Annotated in this window: 24 protein-coding genes; 18 read left to right on the forward strand and 6 right to left on the reverse strand. The window is 58.4% G+C overall.

The window, feature by feature from the left end:
- On the forward strand, positions 1–540 hold the full coding sequence (gene gmhB / locus AB4Z20_RS00750) for a D-glycero-beta-D-manno-heptose 1,7-bisphosphate 7-phosphatase (protein ID WP_442089168.1): 540 nt from the start codon (positions 1–3) through the stop codon (positions 538–540).
- Between the two features lie 80 nt (positions 541–620).
- A complete protein-coding gene (locus AB4Z20_RS00755; RefSeq protein ID WP_214511134.1) occupies positions 621–1,400 on the forward strand; it encodes a lysophospholipid acyltransferase family protein in 780 nt (259 codons plus the stop codon).
- Between the two features lie 178 nt (positions 1,401–1,578).
- Here AB4Z20_RS00755 and AB4Z20_RS00760 read toward each other — a convergent pair whose 3' ends face one another.
- A complete protein-coding gene (locus tag AB4Z20_RS00760) occupies positions 1,579–3,096 on the reverse strand; it encodes an ATP-binding protein (RefSeq protein ID WP_442089141.1) in 1,518 nt (505 codons plus the stop codon).
- A gap of 223 nt (positions 3,097–3,319) precedes the next feature.
- Between AB4Z20_RS00760 and AB4Z20_RS00765 the strand changes: the two genes are divergently transcribed.
- Positions 3,320–4,054 (forward strand): response regulator transcription factor, encoded by a 735-nt coding sequence (locus AB4Z20_RS00765; protein WP_253470579.1) that lies wholly within the window; start codon positions 3,320–3,322, stop codon positions 4,052–4,054.
- Positions 4,055–4,106: 52 nt separating this feature from the next.
- Here AB4Z20_RS00765 and gabP read toward each other — a convergent pair whose 3' ends face one another.
- From gabP to dnaA, 5 genes are all read right to left on the reverse strand, one after another.
- Positions 4,107–5,501: a GABA permease gene (gene gabP / locus AB4Z20_RS00770; RefSeq protein ID WP_214511131.1), complete on the reverse strand. Its 1,395-nt coding sequence runs from the start codon at positions 5,499–5,501 to the stop codon at positions 4,107–4,109.
- Between the two features lie 302 nt (positions 5,502–5,803).
- Positions 5,804–8,221, reverse strand: a complete 2,418-nt coding sequence (gene gyrB / locus AB4Z20_RS00775) for a DNA topoisomerase (ATP-hydrolyzing) subunit B (RefSeq protein WP_253470577.1) — start codon at positions 8,219–8,221, stop codon at positions 5,804–5,806.
- Between the two features lie 5 nt (positions 8,222–8,226).
- The gene (gene recF, locus AB4Z20_RS00780; RefSeq protein ID WP_003196148.1) at positions 8,227–9,330 is read right to left on the reverse strand and encodes a DNA replication/repair protein RecF; all 1,104 of its coding nucleotides are present in this window, start codon (positions 9,328–9,330) and stop codon (positions 8,227–8,229) included.
- Between the two features lie 8 nt (positions 9,331–9,338).
- Complete coding sequence (gene dnaN / locus AB4Z20_RS00785) at positions 9,339–10,442, reverse strand: DNA polymerase III subunit beta (protein ID WP_003196145.1); 1,104 nt, start codon at positions 10,440–10,442, stop codon at positions 9,339–9,341.
- 39 nt (positions 10,443–10,481) lie between these two features.
- Positions 10,482–12,008: a chromosomal replication initiator protein DnaA gene (gene dnaA / locus AB4Z20_RS00790; protein WP_253470575.1), complete on the reverse strand. Its 1,527-nt coding sequence runs from the start codon at positions 12,006–12,008 to the stop codon at positions 10,482–10,484.
- A 566-nt stretch (positions 12,009–12,574) separates the two neighbouring features.
- On the opposite strand from dnaA, the gene rpmH reads away from it, so the two are divergent.
- The 15 genes from rpmH (at position 12,575) to atpA (ending at position 25,777) form a co-directional block, all read left to right on the forward strand.
- Positions 12,575–12,709, forward strand: coding sequence for a 50S ribosomal protein L34 (gene rpmH, locus AB4Z20_RS00795; protein WP_003213577.1), 135 nt, complete (start codon positions 12,575–12,577; stop codon positions 12,707–12,709).
- Between the two features lie 16 nt (positions 12,710–12,725).
- The gene (gene rnpA / locus AB4Z20_RS00800) at positions 12,726–13,127 is read left to right on the forward strand and encodes a ribonuclease P protein component (RefSeq protein WP_003207107.1); all 402 of its coding nucleotides are present in this window, start codon (positions 12,726–12,728) and stop codon (positions 13,125–13,127) included.
- On the forward strand, positions 13,120–13,365 hold the full coding sequence (gene yidD / locus AB4Z20_RS00805; RefSeq protein WP_010465488.1) for a membrane protein insertion efficiency factor YidD: 246 nt from the start codon (positions 13,120–13,122) through the stop codon (positions 13,363–13,365). Before rnpA ends, yidD begins: the two co-directional genes overlap by 8 nt.
- A gap of 2 nt (positions 13,366–13,367) precedes the next feature.
- Positions 13,368–15,050, forward strand: a complete 1,683-nt coding sequence (gene yidC, locus AB4Z20_RS00810; protein ID WP_258690090.1) for a membrane protein insertase YidC — start codon at positions 13,368–13,370, stop codon at positions 15,048–15,050.
- Positions 15,051–15,129: 79 nt separating this feature from the next.
- A complete protein-coding gene (gene mnmE, locus AB4Z20_RS00815; protein WP_253470571.1) occupies positions 15,130–16,500 on the forward strand; it encodes a tRNA uridine-5-carboxymethylaminomethyl(34) synthesis GTPase MnmE in 1,371 nt (456 codons plus the stop codon).
- Between the two features lie 564 nt (positions 16,501–17,064).
- Positions 17,065–18,963, forward strand: coding sequence for a tRNA uridine-5-carboxymethylaminomethyl(34) synthesis enzyme MnmG (gene mnmG, locus AB4Z20_RS00820; RefSeq protein ID WP_442089142.1), 1,899 nt, complete (start codon positions 17,065–17,067; stop codon positions 18,961–18,963).
- Between the two features lie 5 nt (positions 18,964–18,968).
- Positions 18,969–19,604: a 16S rRNA (guanine(527)-N(7))-methyltransferase RsmG gene (rsmG, locus tag AB4Z20_RS00825; protein WP_249877389.1), complete on the forward strand. Its 636-nt coding sequence runs from the start codon at positions 18,969–18,971 to the stop codon at positions 19,602–19,604.
- 18 nt (positions 19,605–19,622) lie between these two features.
- On the forward strand, positions 19,623–20,420 hold the full coding sequence (locus AB4Z20_RS00830; RefSeq protein WP_003207100.1) for a ParA family protein: 798 nt from the start codon (positions 19,623–19,625) through the stop codon (positions 20,418–20,420).
- Positions 20,421–20,429: 9 nt separating this feature from the next.
- Positions 20,430–21,302: a ParB/RepB/Spo0J family partition protein gene (locus tag AB4Z20_RS00835; protein ID WP_003207098.1), complete on the forward strand. Its 873-nt coding sequence runs from the start codon at positions 20,430–20,432 to the stop codon at positions 21,300–21,302.
- A gap of 148 nt (positions 21,303–21,450) precedes the next feature.
- A complete protein-coding gene (locus AB4Z20_RS00840) occupies positions 21,451–21,858 on the forward strand; it encodes a F0F1 ATP synthase subunit I (RefSeq protein ID WP_013694636.1) in 408 nt (135 codons plus the stop codon).
- Positions 21,859–21,874: 16 nt separating this feature from the next.
- Entirely contained in the window at positions 21,875–22,744 is an 870-nt protein-coding gene (atpB, locus tag AB4Z20_RS00845; protein WP_214511126.1) for a F0F1 ATP synthase subunit A, read from the forward strand.
- 131 nt (positions 22,745–22,875) lie between these two features.
- The gene (gene atpE, locus AB4Z20_RS00850) at positions 22,876–23,133 is read left to right on the forward strand and encodes a F0F1 ATP synthase subunit C (protein WP_003097235.1); all 258 of its coding nucleotides are present in this window, start codon (positions 22,876–22,878) and stop codon (positions 23,131–23,133) included.
- Between the two features lie 58 nt (positions 23,134–23,191).
- Positions 23,192–23,662 carry a F0F1 ATP synthase subunit B gene (locus tag AB4Z20_RS00855; RefSeq protein ID WP_003187193.1) on the forward strand — a complete coding sequence of 157 codons (471 nt, stop codon included), beginning with the start codon at positions 23,192–23,194 and terminating at the stop codon, positions 23,660–23,662.
- A gap of 12 nt (positions 23,663–23,674) precedes the next feature.
- Positions 23,675–24,211, forward strand: coding sequence for a F0F1 ATP synthase subunit delta (locus AB4Z20_RS00860; RefSeq protein ID WP_003207094.1), 537 nt, complete (start codon positions 23,675–23,677; stop codon positions 24,209–24,211).
- A 21-nt stretch (positions 24,212–24,232) separates the two neighbouring features.
- Positions 24,233–25,777 carry a F0F1 ATP synthase subunit alpha gene (atpA, locus tag AB4Z20_RS00865; protein ID WP_003207093.1) on the forward strand — a complete coding sequence of 515 codons (1,545 nt, stop codon included), beginning with the start codon at positions 24,233–24,235 and terminating at the stop codon, positions 25,775–25,777.
- Positions 25,778–25,812 lie beyond the last annotated feature (35 nt).

The following is a 25,812-nucleotide window of genomic DNA, read 5'->3' on the forward strand; positions in this document are numbered from 1 at the left end:
CTGCTGTTGAAACTGCTGATTCTCGATCGGGACGGGGTGATCAATCACGACTCCGACGCTTACATCAAATCGGTGGAGGAGTGGTTGCCGCTACCCGGTTCAATCGAAGCCATCGCGCAGTTGAGCAAGGCCGGCTGGACGGTGGCGGTTGCCACCAACCAGTCGGGCATTGCCCGCGGTTATTATGACCTCGCCATGCTCGAAGCCATGCACGAGCACCTGCGTGCATTGGTGGCGGAGCAGGGCGGGGAAGTCGGGCTGATCGTCTATTGCCCGCACGGGCCGGACGAAGGTTGCGATTGCCGCAAGCCCAAGCCGGGCATGTTGAAAACCATTGCCGCGCATTACGGCGTGGCGCTGGCGGGTGTGTGGTTCGCCGGCGACAGCCTCGGTGACCTGGAGGCGGCCAAAGCCGTCGATTGTCAGCCAGTTTTGGTAAAGACCGGGAAAGGCGAGAAGACTCTGGGCAAGACCCTACCGGTGGGCACCTTGATTTTTGACGACTTGGCGGCGATTGCCGCTGAACTTATCCACAATTAGAGCTCCCAAGACAACCTGATCAAGGATTGTTCGGGAAGCGCTTGAACAGGCGGGCATTGCCCGCAACGGTAAATGCCGCTATGTCTATATTGCAGGCCATCAGCGCCTTTCTCTTTTACCTGCTGTTGGGCACCAGTTCCTTGCTGTGGTGTTCCTTGAGTTTTTTTATCGCGCCTTTCTTGCCGTTCAAGGCGCGCTACCGCTTCATCAACGTGTACTGGTGCCGCTGCGCACTGTGGTTGAGCAAGGTGTTCCTGGGCATCAGCTATGAAATCAAAGGTGCCGAGAACGTGCCTGACCGGCCCTGCGTGATCCAGTCCAACCACCAGAGCACCTGGGAAACGTTCTTTCTCTCGGCCTATTTCGAACCGTTGAGCCAAGTGCTCAAGCGTGAACTGTTGTTCGTGCCGTTCTTCGGCTGGGCCATGGCGATGCTGCGCCCGATCGCTATCGATCGCGACAACCCCAAGGCAGCCCTCAAGCAGGTCGCGAAAAAGGGCGACGAACTGCTCAAGGATAACGTTTGGGTGCTGATCTTCCCCGAGGGCACCCGTGTTCCTTATGGAACCGTCGGCAAATTCTCCCGCAGCGGTTCGGCATTGGCCGTGAACGCTGATCTACCCGTGCTGCCGATTGCACACAATGCCGGCAAATTCTGGCCCAAGGCTGGCTGGATCAGGAAACCAGGCGTCATCACTGTGGTGATCGGCGCGCCGATGTATGCCGAAGGCACTGGGCCGCGCGCCATCGCCGAGCTCAATGACCGAGTCCAAGCCTGGAATGAACAGACACAACGGGAAATGGGCTCGCTGCCTCCGACCCCGACAACACCGGCCACCACCGACCAGCTCGCTGTTTGAGATCTGTGGATAACCTGTGTACCGTTTTTTCGAAATCCGTTGTTTTTATGCTGTAGGTCTATGTTTTTAATACATATTTCCTAAACACATAAAACCCGCGGTTAGGTGCATAAGTTTTTTATAGCACCAAAAAATCGCGGCCTTCGGCAGCTCCTACAGCCGAAAGCCGCGATCTTTTTCAATCTTCCAATAACGGGAAACGCAGGCTGAACGTCGTGCCTTTACCCACCACGCTACGGCACTCGATTTTCCCCTCGTGATGGTCAACCACGGCCTTGACCATCGACAGCCCCAAGCCAATTCCATCGACCCCGTGAGCCGAGGAAAACCGTCGGTACTGACTGAACAGGTCGGGTAGTTCTTCGGCGCTGATGCCTTTGCCCTGGTCGGCGACATTGCAGATCAACCAGCCCGGGGTGCAATGAACCTGCAGCGAAATGCAGGCGTCGGGCGCACTGTACTTGATGGCGTTTTCCAGCAGATTGAACAGGGCACGGGTCAGCAACGGTTGATCCGCCCTCACCATCGCCTCTTCATCCTCTATTTCATGAATCAACTGGATGCGTTTTGCCTGGGCGATGGGCAGCGCCTGGTCGAGCACATCCAGCACCAGCATGGCGAACAGCGTCGGCTGGAATTGATACGCCTCGGATTCGGCCTTGGCCAATTGCACGAAGCCCTCGGTCAGGTCCAGGGCGCGACGTACCTGGCGCTCGATCTGGTCGAACAGCGGATTATCCCCACCGACCTGATGCCGCTGCACATCGAGCAATGCAAGGATCGCCGAGTGCGGGGCGCGCAAGTCGTGGGAGAGAAAACGCAGCATGACGCTGCGCTGTTCTTCAGCCTCACGTTCGGCACTCAGGTCCGTGAGGCTCAACAACCAGCCAATCGGCGCATCGCCATCAACCGGCAATAACGCCGCCCGTTCCAGGCGCAAGCTGCGCTCGCGAATGTCGCGAAACTCCACCAAGGGCAATGTGGATAACCGATGATGCGCCCCATGCTCCAACCCTGGATAACCCAATTGCCCGAGATGCTCCAGCACGTCGCCGCCCGCCAGGCCATAGCCGAACAGCTCGCGCGCCTTGCGATTGCCAAGCAACAGCTTGCCTTGAGGATCACTGATCATGGTCGCCACCGGCAGGTATTCCAGGCCGTCGGCAATGAAGCGCCGGGTGTCGCGGGTTCGACTCATGGCTTGTTCCAGGGCCATGATCTGACCCTGCAAGCGGTCGCTGCCGGTGTAGGAGGCGCGGCGACGCTCCGGGAAAACCTTGGGCTCCGCGTCCAGGCGTGCCAGCTCCCAGCCGAAATAGGCCAGCACCACGCTCAGGCGCCGCCAATTCCAGATCAGGTAGCCGAACAGCATGCCCAGCACACTTGCCATGGGCGACCACCACCAGCCTCGCGCGCCCAGCACTGCACTGATCAACAGGGCCAGGCTCATGCCGCCCACTGTTGTCCACAAGGCCAGGCGCGGGCGCAACAGCAGCAAGCCCAATACACAGGCCACCAGACACACCGACAACAACACAGCGCCTGGATGGTTACCCGTCGATTGGCTGCTCAATGACAGCAAGGCCGTCAGCGGCAACAGCAACAAACTTATCCACAACCACTCCCGCACCAACTGACGAAACAACCGCTGGACCTGGGTTGGCTCACGACTTTCACGGCGACGCTGGTTACTCATAGGCCTCCTGGCCAACCTCAAGCACTGGGGATTTCTTTACGGGCCTGCAAAGCCCGTGACTATAACGGGACTCGATGGGTGACGCGCTGCTGCCTTTCCCTCTGTGCCGCGAGCCGGTATTGTCGCAGCCAGCGACAGGTCAATGACAACGAATCAGCCACCGGCTGCGTTTCATTGCCACCTGAAGATGTCCGTTACTCTCGAGATCAAGGAATCGCATTCCATGCGTGTCGCCATACTGGACGATGAACCGGCCGAGCTACGCCGGGTAGAACAGACCCTGCAACAAATCCCCGGCAGGGGCGAGCAAGCCTGGACCCTGCACAGCTTTGAGCGAGGCGAGGACTTGTTGCGGCAACTGCGCCGGGAAACCTTCGACCTGTTGATCCTCGACTGGCAACTGCCGGACATCAGCGGGCTTTCATTGCTGCGCTGGACCCGCGAGCACATGGATTCGCCACCGGCCGCCATCATGCTGACCAGCCGCGACGGCGAACACGACATCGTCCAGGCCCTCAACGCCGGTGCTGACGACTATGTGAGCAAACCCTTCCGACCCAACGAGCTCAAGGCCCGGGTCACCGCTGTGTTGCGCCGTCACAACCTGCAACGCGCGCCCGCCAGCGACGTGCTGGTGTTCAACGACCTGGCGTTCGACGACGCCGAGCTGACCATTACCCGCGCCGGCATACCCATCAGCCTGACCGAGCGAGAATACCGCCTGGCCCGGTGCCTGTTCGCCAACCTGGGCCGGCCGCTGTCTCGGGAGTATTTCTATGAACGCTTCTGGACCCACGAGGAAATGACCTCGTCCCGCCCGCTCGACACCCACATCTATCGCCTGCGCAACAAGCTCGGCCTGACGGCAGACCGGGGTTGGCAATTGCTGACGATTTATGGGTATGGGTATCGGTTGGAGAGTGTGACGGCGGGGAGCGAAGCGTCTGTCGCGAGTTAGTTATTTGATTACATCCGTGGCGAGGGGATAAATCCCCTCGCCACAATGGATATCAACCGATCGTCTGCACCAGGCTTCCTGCCTTTGCGATCCGGCGGCGCTGTATCAGCAAACCGGACACCACCACCAAAACACTCAGCAGCCCCGTCGCCAGGATCTCCACACGATGGGCTTCCTGGAACAGCATGATGGTCAAGGCCCCGACGATGAAGACAATCACCGCGTAGGTCAGGCCGGGGAACAGCCACATGCTGAAGGCGACTTTTTCACCACGCGCCATGCGTTGTTTGCGCATGCGCAGCTGCGAAATCGCGATGACCAGGTACACCAGCAACGCAATGGCGCCGGAGCTGGCCAGGAGGAAATCAAACACAGCAGCCGGCGCCACGTAGTTGGCGAATACCGCCAGGAAGGCCGCCCCGGTCGACAGCATCACCGCCCAGTAAGGTGTACCGCTCTTGTTGGTGCGCTGGGAAACGGCCGGCGCATCACCACGCTTGCCCAACGAGAACATCATCCGCGAAGCCGTATACAGCGCCGAGTTCAGGCAGCTCGTAACTGCCACCAGAACGACGATATCGACGATCAGTTTGGCATTGGGGATGCCCATGCGCTCCAACACCGTCTGGTAGGAACCGACGCTGGCCAGGAGCGGATCGTTCCACGGCACCAGGGCGACAACGATGAAGATGGACACAAGATAGAACAAGCCAATCCGCCAGATAACCGAGTTGGTCGCCTTGGAAATCTGCTGGCCAGGGTTCTTCGATTCGGCCGCCGCGATGGTCACAATCTCGGTGCCCATGAACGAAAACATGGTGGTCAGGATTGCCCCCAACACCGCGCCCATACCGTTGGGCAGGAAGCCCTGGGTGTCGAACAGGTGCGAAACACCGCTGACCTGGCTGGTGGGCAGCACGCCGAAGATCGCCATCACACCAAGACCGATGAAGCCAATGATCGCCACTACCTTGACCAAGGCGAACCAGAATTCAAATTCCCCGTAATTCTTCACGCTGAACAGGTTGGTGACCGTCAGCAGCAGGGTGATGACCAAGGTGAAGGCCCAGATCGCCACGTTCGGAAACCAGGCATGCAGGATAGTCGCGGCGGCGTTGGCCTCCAGCGGAATCACCAGCACCCAGAACCACCAGTAGAGCCAGCCGATGGTGAAACCGGCCCAATGACCAATCGCACGGTCAGCATAGGTGGAGAAGGAACCGGTGTCGGGCGAGGCCACCGCCATTTCGCCCAGCATCCGCATCACCAGCACCACCAGGGCACCCGCGGCAGCGTAAGCCAGCAGCACGGCTGGACCGGCCGCCGCGATGGCGTGGCCGGAGCCAACGAAAAGGCCAGCGCCGATGACGCCGGCGATGGATAGCATCGTCACATGCCGGGGTTTGAGCCCTTGCTCCAGATGATTGGAAGTTTGCGTACCGCTCATTGAGACTACCCTTGGTGTTGGATTTATTCGTGTCACCTCGTACCCACCGCTCCCCTGTCAATTTAAAGAAACGATGTGTAATTTATTCAACACGCAAGTTCTGCGCCAGAAAATCTGAGGCCCCGTTATCCGGGGCTCTCACTCAATTCCTAACCTATTGAGCGTGAAGGCTTTGTGCCAAGGTGTTACCGAGTTACCCCGTTTTTTATCCACAGGCCTGAAAAGGGTGCACGTTTTTCAAACGTAAAAAAAAGCCAACGCATAAGCGTTGGCTTTTTTTTGGAGCGGTGCTGCTGAAGGGATCAGAAATCCAGGTTGGATACCGCCAGCGCATTGCTCTCGATGAAGTCACGACGAGGCTCGACCGCATCACCCATCAGGGTGTTGAAGATCTGGTCCGCGCCAATGGCGTCTTCGATGGTGACTTTCAGCATCCGGCGCGAGCCTGGGTCCATGGTGGTTTCCCACAGCTGATCCGGGTTCATCTCACCCAGACCTTTGTATCGCTGGATGGTGTGGCGCTTGGTGCTTTCGGCCATCAGCCATTCAAGGGCTTCCTTGAACTCGGTCACGGCTTTCTTGCGCTCACCCCGTTGGATGTACGCACCGTCGTCCAGCAGCGTGCTCAGTTGCGCGCCGAGGGATACGACGGTCTTGTAGTCGTTGCTGCCGAAGAAGTCGCGGTTGAAGGTGACGTAGTTCGACAGGCCGTGGGAGATCAGCTCGACCTCCGGCAGCCAGACGTTACGTTCACGGTCTTCACGCAGGCTGGCTTTGTAGACCAGGCCGGATTTTTCCACGGTGCGCAGGCGTACTTCGTACTGGGCCAGCCAATCCTGCATCGCTGCGTGATCGGACAGTTGCTCCAGGCTTACGGCGGGCAGGTAGATGAAGTGCTCGGTCAGTTCCTGTGGGTACAGGCGCGACAGACGCTTGAGGGTCTTCATCACCAGGCGGAAGTCATTCACCAGGCGCTCGAGGGCTTCACCGGAAATGCCTGGGGCATCTTCGTTCAGGTGCAGGCTCGCGTCTTCCAGGGCCGACTGCGTCATGTACTCTTCCATGGCGTCGTCGTCTTTGATGTATTGCTCTTGCTTGCCTTTCTTGACCTTGTACAGCGGCGGCTGGGCGATGTAGATGTAGCCGCGCTCGATCAGCTCCGGCAACTGACGGAAGAAGAACGTCAGCAGCAGGGTACGGATGTGCGAACCGTCGACGTCAGCATCGGTCATGATGATGATGTTGTGATAGCGCAGCTTGTCGATGTTGTACTCTTCGCGGCCAATGCCGCAGCCCAACGCCGTGATCAAGGTGCCGACTTCCTGGGAGGAAATCATCTTGTCGAAGCGCGCCTTCTCGACGTTGAGAATCTTGCCCTTGAGCGGCAGGATGGCCTGGGTACGGCGGTTGCGGCCCTGCTTGGCGGAACCGCCAGCAGAGTCACCTTCCACCAGGTACAGCTCGGACAGGGCAGGGTCCTTTTCCTGGCAGTCAGCCAGTTTGCCCGGCAGGCCGGCGATGTCCAGCGCGCCTTTGCGGCGGGTCATCTCACGGGCCTTGCGCGCCGCTTCACGGGCACGAGCGGCGTCGATCATCTTGCCGACCACCAGCTTGGCTTCGTTCGGGTTTTCCAGCAGGAAGTCGGAGAAGTACTTGCCCATCTCCTGTTCGACCGCGGTCTTCACTTCGGAAGACACCAACTTGTCCTTGGTCTGGGAGCTGAACTTCGGATCCGGCACTTTCACCGAGATGATCGCGGTCAGGCCTTCACGGGCATCGTCACCGGTGGTGGCGACTTTGTGCTTCTTCGCCAGGCCTTCCTGTTCGATGTAGGTGTTCAGGTTGCGGGTCAGCGCCGAACGGAAGCCCACCAGGTGAGTACCGCCGTCGCGCTGCGGGATGTTGTTGGTGAAGCACAACAGGTTCTCGTTGAAGCTGTCGTTCCACTGCAGGGCGATTTCCACGCCGATGCCGTCTTCACGCTGGACGTTGAAGTGGAACACCTGGTTGACCGGGGTCTTGTTGGTGTTCAGGTACTCAACGAACGCACGCAGGCCACCTTCGTACTTGAACAGCTCTTCCTTGCCACTGCGCTCGTCCTTGAGGACGATGCCGACACCGGAGTTGAGGAAGGACAGTTCACGAATCCTCTTGGCCAGGATGTCCCAGCTGAAGTGGATGTTCTTGAAGGTTTCGCTCGAGGCCTTGAAGTGAATCTGGGTGCCGGTGCTTTCGCTGTCGCCAACGATCGCCATGGGTGCCTGGGGCACGCCGTGGATGTAGGTCTGCTCCCAGATCTTGCCGCTGCGGCGAACGGTCAGGACCAGCTCTTCCGACAGTGCGTTCACTACCGAAACACCTACGCCGTGCAGGCCGCCAGAGACCTTGTAGGAGTTGTCGTCGAACTTACCGCCTGCGTGGAGGACGGTCATGATGACCTCGGCGGCGGAAACGCCTTCCTCTTTATGCACGTCTACCGGGATGCCACGGCCGTTGTCGCGAACGGTGATGGACTCATCCGGGTGGATGATGATGCTGATGTCGTCGCAATGGCCGGCGAGGGCTTCGTCGATGGAGTTGTCGACCACCTCGAACACCATGTGGTGCAGGCCGCTACCATCGTCGGTGTCACCAATGTACATACCGGGACGTTTGCGTACGGCATCCAGGCCTTTCAGCACTTTAATGCTCGTTGAGTCGTACGTATTTTCTTCGCTCAATGCCTTCACTCCCGATGGTCGTGGGTCTGGGTGATACGGCCCTGTTCCACGTGGAACAGAGCGACTGGCGTTTCCGTCTGCCAGCCTTCCCTCAATAATTCGTGATCTACACAGGTGATGAAAACCTGGCAGCGTAAGTCTTCCAGCAAGCGGCATAGTGCGCGGCGGTGGGCTTCGTCCAGCTCGGACGGCAAGTCATCCACCAGATAAATACACTGACCGCGGCGGGCCTGGCTGACCAGATGCCCCTGGGCTATGCGCAAGGCACACACCACCAACTTCTGCTGCCCCCGGGACAAGATGTCCGCGGCGTTATGTGCGCCCAATCTGAGACGCAAGTCAGCACGTTGTGGTCCGGCCTGGGTATGGCCCATCTGCTGGTCGCGCTGCAGCGAGCCAGCCAACACGGTGCTCAGTTCCCGGTCCTTGTCCCAGCCTCGGTAATAGCTGAGCGTCAGGCCCTCAAGCTCAACCAGTTCGCTCAAGGTCTGCTCGAAGACCGGTTTCAAGGCTTTGATGTAAGCGCGGCGGTATTCATCGATTTCAGCGCTGGCCTGGCACAGTTCCCTGTCCCAAACCGCTTGCGAAACGGCGTCAAGTGTACCATGTCGCAGCCAAGAGTTTCGCTGGCGCAGCGCCTTCTGCAGGCGTTGCCAAGTGGTCATGAAGCGCGGTTCCACGTGGAACACGCCCCAGTCGAGAAATTGCCGGCGAATCTTCGGTGCGCCCTCCAGCAGACGGAAGCTGTCCGGGTTGATCAACTGCAATGGCAGGATCTCTGCCAGCTGAGCAGCGCTGCGAGCGTTCTGCCCATCGATGCGGATCTGGAACTCGCCTTGCCTGTCCCGCGATATCCCCAGGGCGCTATGGCCACCTTCAGCCAGTTCCACCTGCCCGAACACCGTGCATGCCAGTTGATCGTACTGGATGACCGGTAACAGGCGGGTGCTGCGAAACGAACGGGCAAGCCCTAGCAGGTGCACGGCTTCCAGGACGCTGGTTTTGCCGCTGCCGTTGGCGCCGTAAAGGATATTGATGCGGGGGGAAGGGGAGAAGGTCACCGGGTGCAGATTGCGCACCGCGGTGACCGAGACGCGACTTAAGGACATCTAGCTGGTTACAGACGCATCGGCATGACAACGTAAGCCGAATCGTCGTTATCGGACTCCTGCACCAGCGCACTGCTGTTGGAGTCGGACAGGATCAGACGCACTTGCTCGGTGGTCATCACGCCCAGCACGTCGAGCAGGTAGCTGACGTTGAAGCCGATTTCCAGGGAGCCGCCGTTGTACTCAACGCCTACTTCTTCTTCCGCTTCTTCCTGCTCCGGGTTGTTCGCCTGGATCTTCAGCTGACCATTGGCCAGTTGCAGGCGGATGCCACGGTACTTCTCGTTGGACAGGATCGCGGTACGGCTGAAAGCTTCGCGCAGCGCCTGGCGATCGCCCAGGACCAGCTTGTCGCCACCTTTTGGTAGCACGCGCTCGTAGTCAGGGAACTTGCCGTCCACCAGCTTCGACGTGAAGGTGAACTCGCCAGTGGTGGCGCGGATGTGGTGCTGGCCCAGCACGATGCTGACGTTGCCGTCCGGCTCGGTCAGCAGGCGGGCCAACTCCAGGATACCTTTGCGCGGCACGATCACCTGGTGGCGATCCGGCTGACCGATATCGGCCTGCATCGAGCACATGGCCAGGCGGTGGCCGTCGGTGGCGACGGCGCGGATGACGCCGGCCGACACTTCCAGGAGCATGCCGTTGAGGTAATAACGCACGTCCTGCTGGGCCATGGCGAAACTGGTGCGTTCGATCAGGCGACGCAATTTGCTCTGGTCCAGGCTGCAGGTCAGCGAACCCGGGCCTTCTTCAACGGTCGGGAAATCGTTGGCTGGCAGCGTGGACAAGGTGAAGCGGCTGCGGCCGGCCTTGACCACGAGCTTTTGCTCATCGACCTTGATGTCGATCAGCGCGTCGTTGGGCAGGCTCTTGCAGATGTCCATCAGCTTGCGCGCCGGCACGGTGATGGAACCCGGATCGGCCGGTTCTTCAAGTTGCACACGACCGACCAGCTCGACTTCCAGGTCGGTACCGGTCAGCGACAATTGCTGGCCTTCGACAACCAGCAGCACGTTGGAAAGTACCGGCAAGGTCTGGCGGCGTTCGACGACGCCTGCGACCAGTTGCAGGGGTTTCAACAGGGCTTCGCGTTGAATGGTGAAATGCATGGTCTAGTCCCTTGCCTTAATAAGCTGCGCTGGTGGTCATCAAGTGGTCAGTGTACGCAGCAGGTTCTTGTAGTCCTCGCGGATGTCCGCGTCGGATTCCTTAAGTTCGTTGATCTTGCGGCAGGCGTGCAGCACGGTGGTATGGTCGCGTCCGCCAAACACATCGCCGATTTCCGGCAGGCTGTGGTTGGTCAATTCCTTGGACAAGGCCATGGCCACCTGACGCGGACGTGCTACCGAACGCGAACGGCGTTTGGACAGCAGGTCGGAAATCTTGATTTTGTAGTATTCCGCAACGGTTCGCTGAATGTTATCCACAGAAACCAGTTTGTCCTGAAGCGCCAACAGGTCCTTCAAGGATTCGCGAATCAACTCGATGGTGATGTCACGGCCCATGAAGTGCGAGTGAGCGATCACCCGCTTGAGGGCACCTTCGAGCTCACGCACGTTGGAGCGGATACGCTGGGCGATGAAGAACGCGGCATCGTGAGGCAGCTCGACCTTGGCCTGGTCGGCTTTCTTCATCAGGATCGCGACCCGGGTTTCCAGCTCGGGCGGCTCGACGGCCACCGTCAGGCCCCAGCCGAAACGCGACTTTAGGCGCTCTTCAAGGCCTTCGATTTCTTTCGGGTAGCGGTCACTGGTGAGAATGACCTGCTGCCCGCCTTCAAGCAATGCGTTGAAGGTGTGGAAAAACTCTTCCTGGGAACGTTCCTTGCGGGCGAAGAACTGAATATCGTCGATCAGCAAAGCGTCCACCGAACGGTAGAAACGCTTGAACTCGTTGATCGCGTTCAGTTGCAGCGCCTTGACCATGTCGGCCACGAAACGCTCGGAATGCAGGTACACGACCTTGGCATTCGGGTTCTTCTTTAATAGGTGGTTGCCCACCGCATGCATCAAGTGGGTCTTACCCAAGCCTACGCCGCCATAAAGGAACAGCGGGTTGTAGCCATGCTTGGGGTTGTCCGCGACCTGCCAGGCCGCAGCGCGAGCCAGTTGGTTGGATTTACCTTCGACGAAATTCTCGAAGGTAAAGGTCCGGTTCAGGTAGCTGGTGTGCTTGAGCGCACCTTCGACCTGGACGGTGCGCTGTTCGGCACGCACCGGAGCCTGCTGGGAGCTGGCACCGGCCATCGGGTCGAAGCTGTCCCGGGAGGGCTCTTCGCTGACCTCGGCGACCTTTTGTGCGTTGCGTTTGCTCGGGGCAGGCGCGGGTGCCGGGGCAGTATGGTTGTTAACCGGTGCCGTTGCAGCCTGCTGGGCCTGTGACGCTGCGGCGGCCAGCGGCGCGTTGGGTGCGGCGCGCGGTGCCGAGCTGCGCTTGCTGCCTATTAATAAGGACAACGCAGGCGCCATGCCATTGCCATGCTCGTCGAGCAGTTCCATGACCCGGCCCAGGTACTTTTCGTTGACCCAGTCGAGAACGAAACGGTTCGGTGCATAGACACGCAACTCGTCGCCTTCGGCTTCGACCTGTAGTGGACGGATCCAAGTGTTGAATTGTTGGGCAGGCAGCTCATCGCGCAAAAGCTCCACGCACTGCTGCCAAAGTTCCACTGACACGGATATCCCCTAAGTTGAAAGCCGGTGAGGCAAAAACAAGCGGCCATTGTAGCGAGCAGACGCCCACTTATCCACATGCAGCTTGCTGATCGCCCATGATTTATCAATGCGTTAACCGCAAGAAAGACGACGGGCGGTCAGTGGATAAGCTCTGTGGATAACCGGGCCTGAGGTCGTTGCACAAGTGGGGGCGAAAGTCGGTGGATAACCGCCCTGTGGATAACATGGCATTCCACACACAGCTTATCCGACAGCGCAGCACAGGCTGGCCACTGCTTTCCCCTGTAGTTGTCATTCTCTGTACATGGCGGATTACAAGGCCTACGCATGGTTATCCACAGACAGGTGGCGGCCTTGCTTTTATAAGCTTTACAGAAAAGCCTTAAATAATTCCCTTCTTTATTTCTATATCTAGCGTCGTGTGATGAATCCGCCCAAGCGTCCGGATATCTATTTAAAGGAAACGCTGGTTGGAAATTGACCTAGAGGCTTGCTTTCTCTAGAATCCCCGGTCTCTTAAAACGGGGGCCATTCCGGCCCGTTGTGGACGAACCAGGTAACACGACATGAAACGTACTTTCCAACCAAGCACTATCAAACGCGCTCGTACCCACGGTTTCCGTGCTCGCATGGCTACCAAGAACGGTCGTGCCGTCCTGTCGCGTCGTCGCGCCAAAGGTCGTGCGCGTCTGGCAGTTTGATAATCCGGCACTGGAGGTGAGTCAGGACTTCAGTCGGGAAAAGCGTCTGCTTACACCCCGGCATTTCAAGGCAGTCTTTGACTCCCCTACCGGCAAGGTTCCGGGGAAAAATCTCCTGCTCCTTGCGCGCAGTAACGATCTCGATCACCCCCGACTAGGGCTGGTTATCGGGAAAAAGAGCGTCAAGCTCTCTGTTCAGCGCAATCGCCTCAAACGTCTGATGCGCGAATCGTTTCGCCTGAACCAGGATTCACTGGTTGGATGGGACATTGTTATCGTCGCGCGCAAAGGTTTGGGTGACGTAGAAAACCCCGAATTGATTCAGCATTTCGGCAAGCTCTGGAAGCGTCTGGCCCGCAACAAGCCAGTACCAGCAGTCAACACCGAAACTGTAGGGGTAGACAGTCCCGATGCGTAAACTGGCACTCGTTCCGATCCAGTTTTACCGCTATGCCATTAGTCCTTTGATGGCCAGTCACTGTCGTTTCTACCCCAGTTGTTCCTGCTACGCGTACGAAGCCATAGAAAATCATGGCCTACTGCGCGGTGGCTGGCTGACCTTTCGTCGTTTAGGTCGCTGTCATCCGTGGAATCCCGGCGGTTATGACCCGGTTCCGCCTATCCCTACCTCCCGTTCTTCTTCGATGGCCGAGTAATCATGGATATCAAACGCACGATCCTGATCGTCGCCCTGGCAATCGTGTCCTACGTCATGGTCCTTAAATGGAACCAGGACTATGGCCAGGCTGCCCTGCCGACTCAGAATGTTGCAGCCAGCAATACCGCACCGAGCCTGCCGGATGCCCCAGTTGGCAACAATGCTGCCAGCAATGACGACATCCCGCGCGCGGCAAGCGATACCAGCGCTCCCGCCGAAGCCCCCGTGGCCGTAAGCAAAGATCTCATCCAGATCAAGACGGACGTGCTCGAGCTGGCAATCGATCCACAAGGTGGTGACGTCGCCCAGCTGAAGCTGCCGCTGTATCCGCGTCGCCAGGATCATCCGGAAATCCCGTTCCAGTTGTTCGACAACGGTAACGAGCGCACCTATCTGGCCCAAAGTGGCCTGATCGGTACCAACGGCCCGGATTCGAGCCCGGCCGGTCGCCCGGTCTACTCCGCCGAGAAGAAGACTTATCAACTGGCTGACGGTCAGGACCAACTGGTCGTGGACCTGAAGTTCAGCAAGGATGGCGTCAACTACATCAAGCGTTTCACCTTGAAACGTGGCTTGTATGACGTAACCGTCTCTTACCTGATCGACAACCAGAGCGCACAGCCCTGGTCCGGTGCGATGTTCGCGCAATTGAAGCGTGACGCCAGCTCCGATCCGTCTTCGAGCACTGCCACCGGCACCGCGACTTACCTGGGCGCCGCCCTGTGGACAAGTTCGGAGCCGTACAAGAAAGTCTCCATGAAGGACATGGACAAGGGCCCGCTCAAGGAAACCGTCCAAGGTGGCTGGGTTGCCTGGCTGCAGCACTACTTTGTAACAGCCTGGATCCCGCAGAAAGGCGACAGCAACGTCGTCCAGACGCGTAAAGACAGCAAAGGCAACTTCATCATCGGCTACACCGGCCCGACATTGACTGCCGCACCAGGTGCGAAAGCCGAAACCAGCGCCATTCTGTATGCCGGCCCTAAAAGCCAGGCCGTGCTGAAAGAGTTGTCCCCAGGCCTGGAACTGACCGTGGACTACGGTTTCCTGTGGTTCATTGCCCAGCCGATCTTCTGGCTGCTGCAACATATCCACAGCATCGTCGGTAACTGGGGCTGGTCGATCATTTTCCTGACCATGCTGATCAAGGGTCTGTTCTTCCCATTGTCGGCCGCCAGCTACAAATCCATGGCTCGCATGCGCGCTGTGGCGCCGAAACTGGCCGCGCTGAAAGAGCAACATGGCGATGACCGGCAGAAAATGTCCCAGGCCATGATGGAGTTGTACAAGAAAGAGAAGATCAACCCGCTGGGTGGATGCTTGCCGATTCTTGTACAGATGCCCGTGTTCCTGTCGCTGTACTGGGTCTTGCTGGAAAGCGTGGAGATGCGTCAGGCACCGTTCATGCTGTGGATTACCGACCTGTCGATCAAGGATCCGTTCTTCATCCTGCCGATCATCATGGGTGCGACCATGTTCATCCAGCAGCAGCTGAACCCAACGCCTCCGGATCCGATGCAGGCGAAGGTCATGAAAATGATGCCAATCATCTTCACCTTCTTCTTCCTGTGGTTCCCGGCTGGTCTTGTGCTGTACTGGGTTGTGAACAACGTGTTGTCCATCACTCAGCAGTGGTACATCACGCGTAAGATCGAAGCGGCTACGAAAAAAGCCGAGGCGTAACTTGCTCTGTGGATAACCACACAAAACGCCCCCTAGTGGGGCGTTTTGCTATCTGTCACTTTTGTCTGGATACCGGTTTATGAGCGCTCCGCGTGAAACCATCGCCGCCGTTGCCACCGCCCAAGGTCGCGGCGGTGTCGGCATCGTCCGTATTTCGGGGCCCTTGGCCAGTGTCGCGGCCAAGGCTATCAGCGGTCGTGAACTCAAACCGCGGTTTGCTCATTACGGCCCGTTTTTCAGTGATGACCAGCAGGTCCTCGACGAGGGGCTGGCGTTATATTTCCCGGGGCCGAATTCGTTCACCGGCGAAGACGTACTGGAACTGCAAGGGCATGGCGGCCCCATCGTGCTGGACATGCTGCTCAAGCGTTGCCTGGAACTGGGCTGTCGCCTGGCCCGGCCGGGTGAGTTCAGTGAACGGGCATTCCTCAACGACAAGCTCGACCTGGCCCAGGCCGAGGCGATCGCCGATTTGATCGAAGCCAGTTCGGCACAAGCGGCACGCAACGCATTGCGGTCCTTGCAGGGTGCGTTTTCCCTGCGTGTGCATAACCTCACCGAACAATTGATTGGCCTGCGGATTTACGTCGAGGCGGCGATTGATTTCCCGGAAGAGGAAATCGACTTCCTGGCCGATGGTCACGTGCTGAGCATGCTGGATAAAGTGCGCGATGAGTTATCCACAGTACTGCGCGAAGCCGGGCAGGGCGCCTTGCTGCGCGATGGGATGACCGTGGTGATCGCTGGGCGGCCGAATGCCGGCAAGTCGAGCCTGTTGAATGCCCTGGCCGGGCGCGAGGCGGCGATTGTCACCGAGATCGCCGGCACCACCCGGGACATATTGCGTGAACATATCCACATCGATGGCATGCCACTGCACGTAGTGGATACCGCAGGTTTGCGCGACACTGATGACCAGGTGGAAAAAATCGGCGTTGAGCGGGCGCTCAAGGCCATCGGTGAAGCCGATCGGGTCCTGCTGGTGGTGGATGCCACCGCACCGGAAGCGGACGATCCATTTGCCTTGTGGCCTGAATTCCTCGAAGTCCGCCCGGATCCAGCGAAAGTCACCTTGATCCGCAACAAGGCCGACCTGACCGGGGAAGCAATTGTCCTTGAGGTCAGCAACGACGGCCATGTGACCATCAGCCTGAGCGCGAAGGCGGCGGGTGAAGGCCTGGAGTTGCTGCGTGAACACCTCAAGGCCTGCATGGGCTATGAGCAGACCTCGGAAAGCAGCTTCAGCGCCCGCCGGCGGCATCTTGAAGCCTTGCGCCATGCCAGCGCCGCCCTGGAACACGGTCGTGCGCAGCTGACCTTGGCGGGGGCGGGTGAGTTGTTGGCCGAAGACCTTCGCCAGGCCCAACATTCCCTTGGGGAAATTACCGGCGCCTTCAGCTCCGATGACCTGTTGGGGCGGATCTTTTCCAGCTTCTGCATCGGTAAATAACCCCGACTTTCAAACCGGGTTTGTCCTCGAAGCCTCTCGAGTCCAACACAAACCCGGTTCCTCCCCTCTATTTTTGAAACGATTGCCCTTGATGGCGGCTTGCCTGTGGACGCTGCGACGGTCCATTGCGGCGGTTTTCTGTGGATTAAGCCCTGTGAATAACTGCCATTGAGGTCGGTTGATAAACCCCCTTCAAAACTGAAGATAACCGCCTCTGTGGATAACAGGCCCATTCATCCACAGGCTTACACCGGTTATCCAAGCCCCTCATTGCCACCTGATCACAGGGTTTTGAATCTCTGTACACACTGTAAATAAAGGCCTGTGTAACGTTATCCACAGATAAGTGGCTCAGTAAGAATAAACATAAAAACAAAGGTTTTATAAATTTCTTTCTTTTTAATTTCTTTAACCGCGACTTTTCCACAGCTGGTTAAATTTTGTGCAAAGGGTTCTTTAGGAAAGGGGAAGTCCCTATACTTGCCGACCTGGCTCGAAAAACGCTCTGGCCAGGCTCAAGACCTATTTCCGAATTACCTGAATTAAGCAGGCACGAGGTGCGTGGTGGATTTCCCTTCCCGTTTTGAAGTGATCGTCATCGGCGGCGGTCATGCCGGTACCGAGGCAGCACTTGCATCAGCACGCATGGGGGCAAAAACCCTGTTGCTGACGCATAACGTGGAAACCCTCGGTGCCATGAGTTGCAACCCTGCCATTGGTGGGATCGGCAAAAGCCACCTGGTCAAGGAAATCGATGCCCTAGGCGGCGCGATGGCCATGGCCACCGATAAGGGTGGTATCCAGTTTCGCGTATTGAACAGCCGCAAAGGCCCAGCCGTGCGCGCTACTCGCGCCCAGGCCGACCGAGTCCTGTACAAGGCCGCTGTCCGTGAAATCCTGGAAAACCAGCCGAACCTGTGGATATTTCAACAAGCGGCCGATGACCTGATCGTCGAGCAGGACCAGGTACGCGGTGTCGTCACGCAAATGGGCCTGCGGTTCTTCGCCGATTCCGTGGTGTTGACCACCGGGACCTTCCTTGGCGGACTTATCCACATCGGTTTACAGAATTTTTCCGGCGGTCGCGCCGGTGATCCGCCGTCGATTGCTCTGGCTCGCCGTCTGCGTGAGTTGCCATTGCGTGTCGGGCGCCTGAAAACCGGTACGCCACCTCGCATCGACGGCAAGTCCGTGGATTTCTCGGTGATGACCGAGCAGCCTGGCGATACGCCGATCCCGGTGATGTCGTTCATGGGCAACAAGGAACAGCATCCACGGCAAGTCAGTTGCTGGATCACCCACACCAACGCCCGCACCCACGAAATCATCGCGGCGAACCTCGATCGTTCGCCGATGTATTCCGCTGCCGGTGAAATCGAAGGTGTCGGCCCGCGCTATTGCCCGTCGATCGAAGACAAGATCCATCGCTTTGCCGACAAGGAAAGCCATCAGGTGTTCATCGAACCGGAAGGTTTGACCACCCATGAGTTGTATCCGAACGGGATATCCACAAGTCTGCCGTTCGACGTGCAATTGCAGATCGTGCAATCGATCCGTGGCATGGAGAACGCGCACATCGTGCGTCCGGGTTATGCGATCGAGTACGACTACTTCGATCCGCGTGATCTGAAGTACAGCCTGGAAACCAAAGCTATCGGCGGTCTGTTCTTCGCCGGGCAGATCAACGGCACCACCGGCTACGAAGAAGCGGGTGCCCAGGGTTTGCTCGCCGGAGCCAACGCCGCACTGCTCGCCAAGGGCAAAGAAGCCTGGTGCCCGCGTCGTGACGAGGCGTACATCGGTGTGCTGGTGGATGACCTGATTACCCTGGGCACCCAGGAACCGTATCGGATGTTCACATCCCGCGCCGAATACCGCCTGATCCTGCGTGAAGACAACGCCGACCTGCGCTTGACCGAGAAAGGTCGCGAACTGGGGTTGGTGGACGACGTGCGTTGGGCCGCGTTCTGCAAGAAACGCGAGTGCATCGAGCTGGAAGAGCAGCGCCTGAAAAGCACCTGGGTTCGTCCCGGTACCGAGCAGGGCGATGCCATTGCTGCGAAATTCGGCACGCCACTGACCCACGAATACAACCTGTTGAACCTCTTGAGCCGTCCGGAAATCGATTATGCCGGGCTGGTGGAAGTGACCGGCCAGGGTGCGGAAGATCCGCAAGTGGCCGAACAGGTCGAGATCAAGACCAAATACGCCGGTTACATCGACCGCCAGCAAGACGAAATCGCCCGTCTGCGCGCCAGTGAAGACACCAAGCTGCCTGTGGATATCGATTACACCGGCATTTCCGGGCTGTCGAAAGAAATCCAGAGCAAGCTCGGTGCGACCCGTCCAGAAACCCTGGGCCAGGCCTCGCGTATTCCAGGCGTTACGCCAGCGGCGATTTCCCTGTTGATGATTCATTTGAAAAAACGCGGCGCCGGCCGCCAGTTGGAGCAAAGCGCTTGAGTTCGATGGTCACCTCGCAACACGCTGAAGAGTTATCCACAGGTGCCCGTCAGCTCGGCGTCAACTTGACCGAAGCCCAGCACGCGCAATTGCTGGGTTATCTGGCGTTGTTGATCAAATGGAACAAGGCCTACAACCTGACCGCCGTGCGCGATCCGGATGAAATGGTCTCGCGCCATTTGCTCGACAGCCTCAGCGTCATGTCCTTCATCGAAAACGGTCGCTGGCTGGATGTCGGCAGTGGCGGGGGCATGCCGGGAATCCCGCTGGCGATCCTGTTTCCCGACTCGCAAGTGACCTGCCTGGACAGCAACGGCAAGAAAACCCGCTTCCTGACCCAGGTCAAACTCGAACTCAAACTGGATAACCTGCAAGTTATCCACAGCCGCGTCGAAGCGTTCCAGCCTGCCGAGCCGTTCAACGGGATCATCTCCCGGGCGTTCAGCAGCATGGAGAACTTCAGCAACTGGACTCGCCACCTGGGCGACGCCGATACGCGCTGGCTGGCAATGAAGGGCGTTCATCCAGCCGATGAGCTGGTAGCATTGCCGGCAGACTTCCACCTCGATAGCGAACACGCCTTGGCCGTACCCGGTTGCCAAGGCCAACGCCATCTGCTGATACTGCGCCGCACGGCATGATTGGGAACACAAGCAAGAATGGCTAAGGTATTCGCGATAGCGAACCAGAAGGGTGGTGTGGGCAAGACCACCACCTGTATCAACCTCGCAGCATCCCTGGTCGCGACCAAGCGCCGGGTGCTGTTGATCGATCTCGATCCACAGGGCAACGCCACCATGGGTAGCGGTGTGGATAAGCATGGCCTGGAAAACTCCATCTACGACGTCCTGATCGGCGAATGCGATCTGGGCCAGGCCATGCACTTCTCCGAACACGGCGGTTATCAACTGCTGCCGGCCAACCGTGACCTGACGGCGGCCGAAGTGGTGCTGCTGGAAATGCAGATGAAGGAAAGCCGTCTGCGCAGCGCCTTGGCGCCGATCCGGGAAAACTACGATTACATCCTGATCGACTGCCCGCCGTCGCTGTCGATGCTGACCCTCAACGCCCTGGTGGCGGCCGATGGGGTTATTATCCCCATGCAGTGCGAATACTTCGCATTGGAAGGCTTGAGCGACCTTGTGGATAACATCAAGCGCATCGCCGAACTGCTGAACCCGGACCTGAAGGTCGAAGGCCTGCTGCGGACCATGTACGACCCGCGCCTGAGCCTGATGAACGATGTTTCGGCCCAGCTCAAGGAACACTTCGGCGAGCAGCTCTACGACACGGTCATCCCGCGTAACATCCGTCTGGCCGAAGCGCCGAGCTACGGCATGCCGGCCCTGGCCTACGACAAACAATCCCGTGGTGCGCTGGCTTACCTGGCCCTGGCGGGCGAGATGGTTCGCCGTCAGCGCCGCAATCCACGCACCGCTGCAGCCCAGCCAACTTAAGGAAACCCCATGGCCGTCAAGAAACGAGGTCTCGGACGTGGACTGGATGCACTGCTCAGCGGTCCCACTGTCAGCTCGCTGGAAGAACAGGCCGTCCAGGTCGATCAGCGTGAGTTGCAGCATTTGCCGCTGGACCTGATCCAGCGCGGTAAATATCAGCCGCGTCGGGACATGGATCCGCAGGCGCTGGAAGAATTGGCCCAGTCGATCAAGAGCCAGGGCGTGATGCAGCCGATCGTGGTCCGGCCGATCGCCAATGGGCGCTTCGAGATCATTGCCGGCGAACGTCGCTGGCGCGCCAGCCAGCAGGCCGGCCAGGAAACCATCCCGGCGATGGTCCGCGATGTACCGGATGAAACGGCCATCGCCATGGCGCTGATCGAGAACATCCAGCGTGAAGACCTCAACCCGATCGAGGAAGCCGTGGCCCTGCAGCGCTTGCAGCAGGAATTCCAGCTGACCCAGCAACAAGTTGCCGAGGCGGTGGGCAAGTCCCGCGTGACCGTGGCCAACCTGCTGCGCCTGATTGCGTTGCCGGAAGTCATCAAGACCATGCTGTCCCATGGCGACCTGGAAATGGGTCATGCCCGGGCGTTGCTCGGTTTGCCGGAAAATCAACAGGTTGAAGGGGCGCGACATGTTGTCGCACGCGGTCTGACTGTGCGCCAAACCGAGGCACTGGTTCGCCAGTGGCTGAGCGGCAAACCGGCCCCTGTCGAGGCACCCAAAACCGATCCTGATATCGCTCGCCTGGAACAACGCCTGGCCGAGCGCCTGGGCTCTGCGGTGCAGATCCGCCACGGAAAGAAGGGCAAGGGGCAATTGGTGATTGGTTACAACTCCCTCGATGAGCTGCAAGGTGTCCTTGCACACATTCGCTGAAACAATTGCTCTTGTAGCGCGCAGTCGGAAATCACTACCCGACAGTTGAATAGGGGCAGAACCGCCCCTATACTCTGCGCGCATTTTGTCGGCACAAATTATGCCAAGTTATTGAATTATGGCGGCCGACTATTGGAGAGCAAAAGCGATGGAAACCCGCACGCCAAACCGCTTGCCGTTCCATCGTCTGGCAGTTTTCCCGGTTTTGATGGCCCAATTCACCGTTGTACTGATCGCCGCATTGGCGCTTTGGCAATGGAAAGGAGTCGTCGCCGGATACTCAGGGCTTTGCGGAGGCCTGATAGCCTTGCTTCCCAATATTTACTTCGCTCACAGGGCCTTTCGGTTTTCCGGCGCCCGAGCAGCCCAGGCTATCGTCCGGTCTTTTTATGCCGGCGAGGCGGGGAAACTGATTTTGACGGCAGTGCTGTTTGCATTGACGTTCGCAGGTGTGAAGCCACTGGCGCCGCTGGCTGTATTCAGCGTCTTCGTGCTGACCCAACTGGTTAGCTGGTTCGCTCCCCTGCTAATGAGAACAAGACTTTCGAGACCTTAGGGCGTTTGAGGCAACCATGGCAGAGACAACCGCTTCGGGCTATATCCAGCACCACTTGCAGAACCTGACCTTCGGTCAGCTACCCAACGGCGGCTGGGGCTTTGCCCACTCCGCAGCAGAAGCCAAGGAAATGGGCTTCTGGGCTTTCCACGTCGATACCCTCGGCTGGTCGGTCGCATTGGGCCTGATCTTCGTTCTTCTTTTCCGCATGGCGGCAAAGAAGGCGACTTCCGGTCAGCCTGGTGCACTGCAGAACTTCGTTGAAGTACTGGTCGAATTCGTCGATGGCAGCGTGAAAGACAGCTTCCATGGCCGTAGCCCGGTGATCGCACCGCTGGCACTGACCATCTTCGTCTGGGTGTTCCTGATGAACGCCGTCGACCTGGTACCGGTCGACTGGATTCCTCAGCTGGCCATCCTGATCACCGGCGACCACCACATCCCATTCCGCGCCGTGTCGACCACCGACCCGAACGCAACCCTGGGCATGGCCTTCTCGGTCTTCGCACTGATCATTTTCTATAGCATCAAGGTCAAGGGCATCGGCGGCTTCATCGGCGAACTGACCCTGCACCCGTTCGGCAGCAAGAACATCCTGGTTCAAGCCCTGCTGATCCCGGTGAACTTCCTGCTCGAATTCGTGACCCTGATCGCCAAACCGATTTCTCTGGCACTGCGTCTGTTCGGCAACATGTATGCCGGCGAACTGGTGTTCATCCTGATCGCTGTGATGTTCGGCAGCGGCCTGCTGTGGCTCAGCGGCCTGGGTGTAGTCCTGCAATGGGCGTGGGCTGTGTTCCACATCCTGATCATCACCCTGCAGGCGTTCATCTTCATGATGCTGACCATCGTCTACCTGTCGATGGCGCACGAAGAAAACCATTAAGGCCAGTCTCGACTAGTCTGATGTCCTTCCCGGTCAAACGGGAAGGAGCCCGAACCGGGCTGAGAAACGATTTGTTTTACCGCTTTAATCTAAAAAACCTAAACCATACGACGTAAAAGTCGGGAGGAAAGATGGAAACTGTAGTTGGTCTAACCGCTATCGCTGTTGCACTGTTGATCGGCCTGGGCGCACTGGGTACCGCAATTGGTTTCGGCCTGTTGGGCGGCAAGTTCCTGGAAGGCGCAGCGCGTCAGCCAGAAATGGTTCCAATGCTGCAAGTCAAAATGTTCATCGTGGCCGGTCTGCTCGACGCCGTGACCATGATCGGTGTTGGTATCGCGCTGTTCTTCACCTTTGCGAACCCGTTCGTTGGTCAAATCGCTGGCTAATTACTCGGATGTCTCGAGTAGATTGGTGTGATGGACAACGTAACTGCGAGGTGTTGGCGTGAACATTAATGCGACCCTGATTGGCCAGTCCGTTGCGTTCCTGATTTTTGTACTGTTCTGCATGAAGTTCGTATGGCCTCCGGTCATTGCGGCATTGCACGAACGTCAAAAGAAGATCGCTGATGGTCTGGACGCTGCCAGCCGTGCAGCTCGCGACCTGGAGTTGGCCCATGAGAAAGTGGGTCAGCAACTGCGCGAAGCGAAGGCTCAGGCAGCTGAAATCATCGAGCAAGCCAAGAAACGCGGTACCCAGATTGTCGACGAAGCCCGTGAACAGGCTCGCGTCGAAGCTGACCGTGTGAAGGCTCAGGCTCAAGCCGAGATCGAACAGGAACTCAATAGTGTCAAAGACGCGCTGCGTGCCCAAGTGGGTGCCCTGGCCGTTGGCGGTGCTTCGAAGATCCTGGGTGCCACAATCGATCAAAACGCGCACGCAGAGCTGGTTAACCAACTGGCTGCTGAAATCTAAGCGAGGGCGATCATGGCAGAACTGACCACGTTGGCCCGACCTTACGCTAAGGCGGCCTTCGAGCACGCTCAGGCCCACCAGCAACTGGCCAATTGGTCAGCCATGCTCGGCCTGGCTGCAGCGGTGTCGCAAGACGACACCATGCAGCGCGTGCTCAAGGCCCCGCGACTGACGAGCGCAGAAAAGGCCGCCACGTTCATTGACGTGTGCGGCGACAAGTTCGATGCCAAGGCACAGAATTTCATTCACGTCGTTGCCGAAAACGACCGTCTCCTGCTTCTGCCGGAGATCGCCACTCTTTTCGACCTGTACAAGGCCGAGCAAGAGAAGTCGGTAGACGTGGAAGTGACCAGTGCTTTCGCATTGAACCAAGAACAGCAAGACAAACTCGCCAAGGTTCTCAGTGCACGACTCAACCGGGAAGTGCGCCTGCAAGTCGAGGAAGACAAGTCCCTGATAGGGGGCGTTGTAATCCGCGCCGGCGACCTGGTTATCGATGGCTCGATTCGCGGCAAAATCGCGAAACTTGCCGAAGCATTGAAATCTTGAGTTTGAAGGGGCAGCAGAGCAATGCAGCAACTCAATCCTTCCGAAATAAGTGAAATTATCAAGGGCCGCATCGACAAGCTCGATGTGACCTCCCAAGCCCGTAACGAAGGCACTGTCGTCAGCGTATCTGACGGTATCGTGCGGATTCACGGTCTGGCCGACGTCATGTACGGCGAGATGATCGAGTTTCCGGGCGGCGTCTACGGTATGGCCCTCAACCTGGAGCAAGACTCCGTAGGTGCCGTTGTACTGGGTTCCTACCAGTCGCTGGCCGAAGGCATGAGCGCCAAGTGCACCGGCCGCATCCTCGAAGTTCCGGTTGGTAAGGAACTGCTGGGTCGCGTCGTCGACGCACTGGGCAACCCTGTCGACGGTAAAGGTCCGCTGAACAACACCGAGACCGACGCGGTCGAGAAAGTTGCTCCTGGCGTGATCTGGCGTAAGTCGGTAGACCAGCCTGTACAGACTGGCTACAAGGCTGTCGATGCCATGATCCCTGTCGGCCGTGGCCAGCGTGAGCTGATCATCGGTGACCGTCAGATCGGTAAGACCGCTCTGGCGATCGACGCGATCATCAACCAGAAGAACAGCGGCATTTTCTGCGTCTACGTAGCCATCGGTCAGAAGCAATCGACCATCGCCAACGTGGTTCGCAAGCTGGAAGAAAACGGCGCCCTGGCCAACACGATCATCGTGGCGGCGAGCGCATCGGAATCTCCTGCGCTGCAGTTCCTGGCACCGTACTCCGGTTGCACCATGGGCGAATACTTCCGCGACCGCGGTGAAGACGCGCTGATCGTTTATGACGATCTGTCCAAGCAGGCAGTGGCTTACCGCCAGATCTCCCTGCTGCTGCGCCGTCCACCAGGCCGTGAAGCCTACCCAGGCGACGTGTTCTATCTCCACTCCCGTCTGCTGGAGCGCGCATCCCGCGTTTCGGAAGAGTACGTAGAGAAGTTCACCAACGGCGCAGTGACCGGCAAGACCGGCTCCCTGACCGCTCTGCCGATCATCGAAACCCAGGCTGGCGACGTTTCCGCGTTCGTTCCGACCAACGTGATTTCCATCACCGACGGTCAGATCTTCCTGGAATCGGCCATGTTCAACTCCGGGATCCGTCCTGCTGTGAACGCCGGTGTTTCGGTATCCCGTGTGGGTGGTGCCGCTCAGACCAAGATCATCAAGAAGCTGTCCGGTGGTATCCGTACCGCCCTGGCCCAGTACCGTGAACTGGCGGCATTCGCCCAGTTCGCTTCTGACCTGGACGAAGCGACCCGTAAGCAACTTGAGCATGGTCAGCGCGTTACCGAGCTGATGAAGCAGAAGCAATACGCACCAATGTCGATCGCTGACATGGCGCTGTCGCTGTATGCCGCTGAGCGTGGGTTCCTGACTGACGTTGAAATCGCCAAGGTCGGCAGCTTTGAACAAGCGCTGATTGCTTACTTCAACCGCGATCACGCCGACTTGTTGGCCAAGATCAACGTGAAGGGTGACTTCAATGACGAAATCGACGCTGGCATGAAAGCCGGTATCGAGAAGTTCAAGGCCACCCAAACCTGGTAAGCCGCAGCGGGAGTCGCAAGGCTCCCGCTTGCTAA

Source organism: Pseudomonas sp. KB_12, assembly GCF_052114545.1.
GTDB lineage: Bacteria > Pseudomonadota > Gammaproteobacteria > Pseudomonadales > Pseudomonadaceae > Aquipseudomonas > Aquipseudomonas brassicacearum.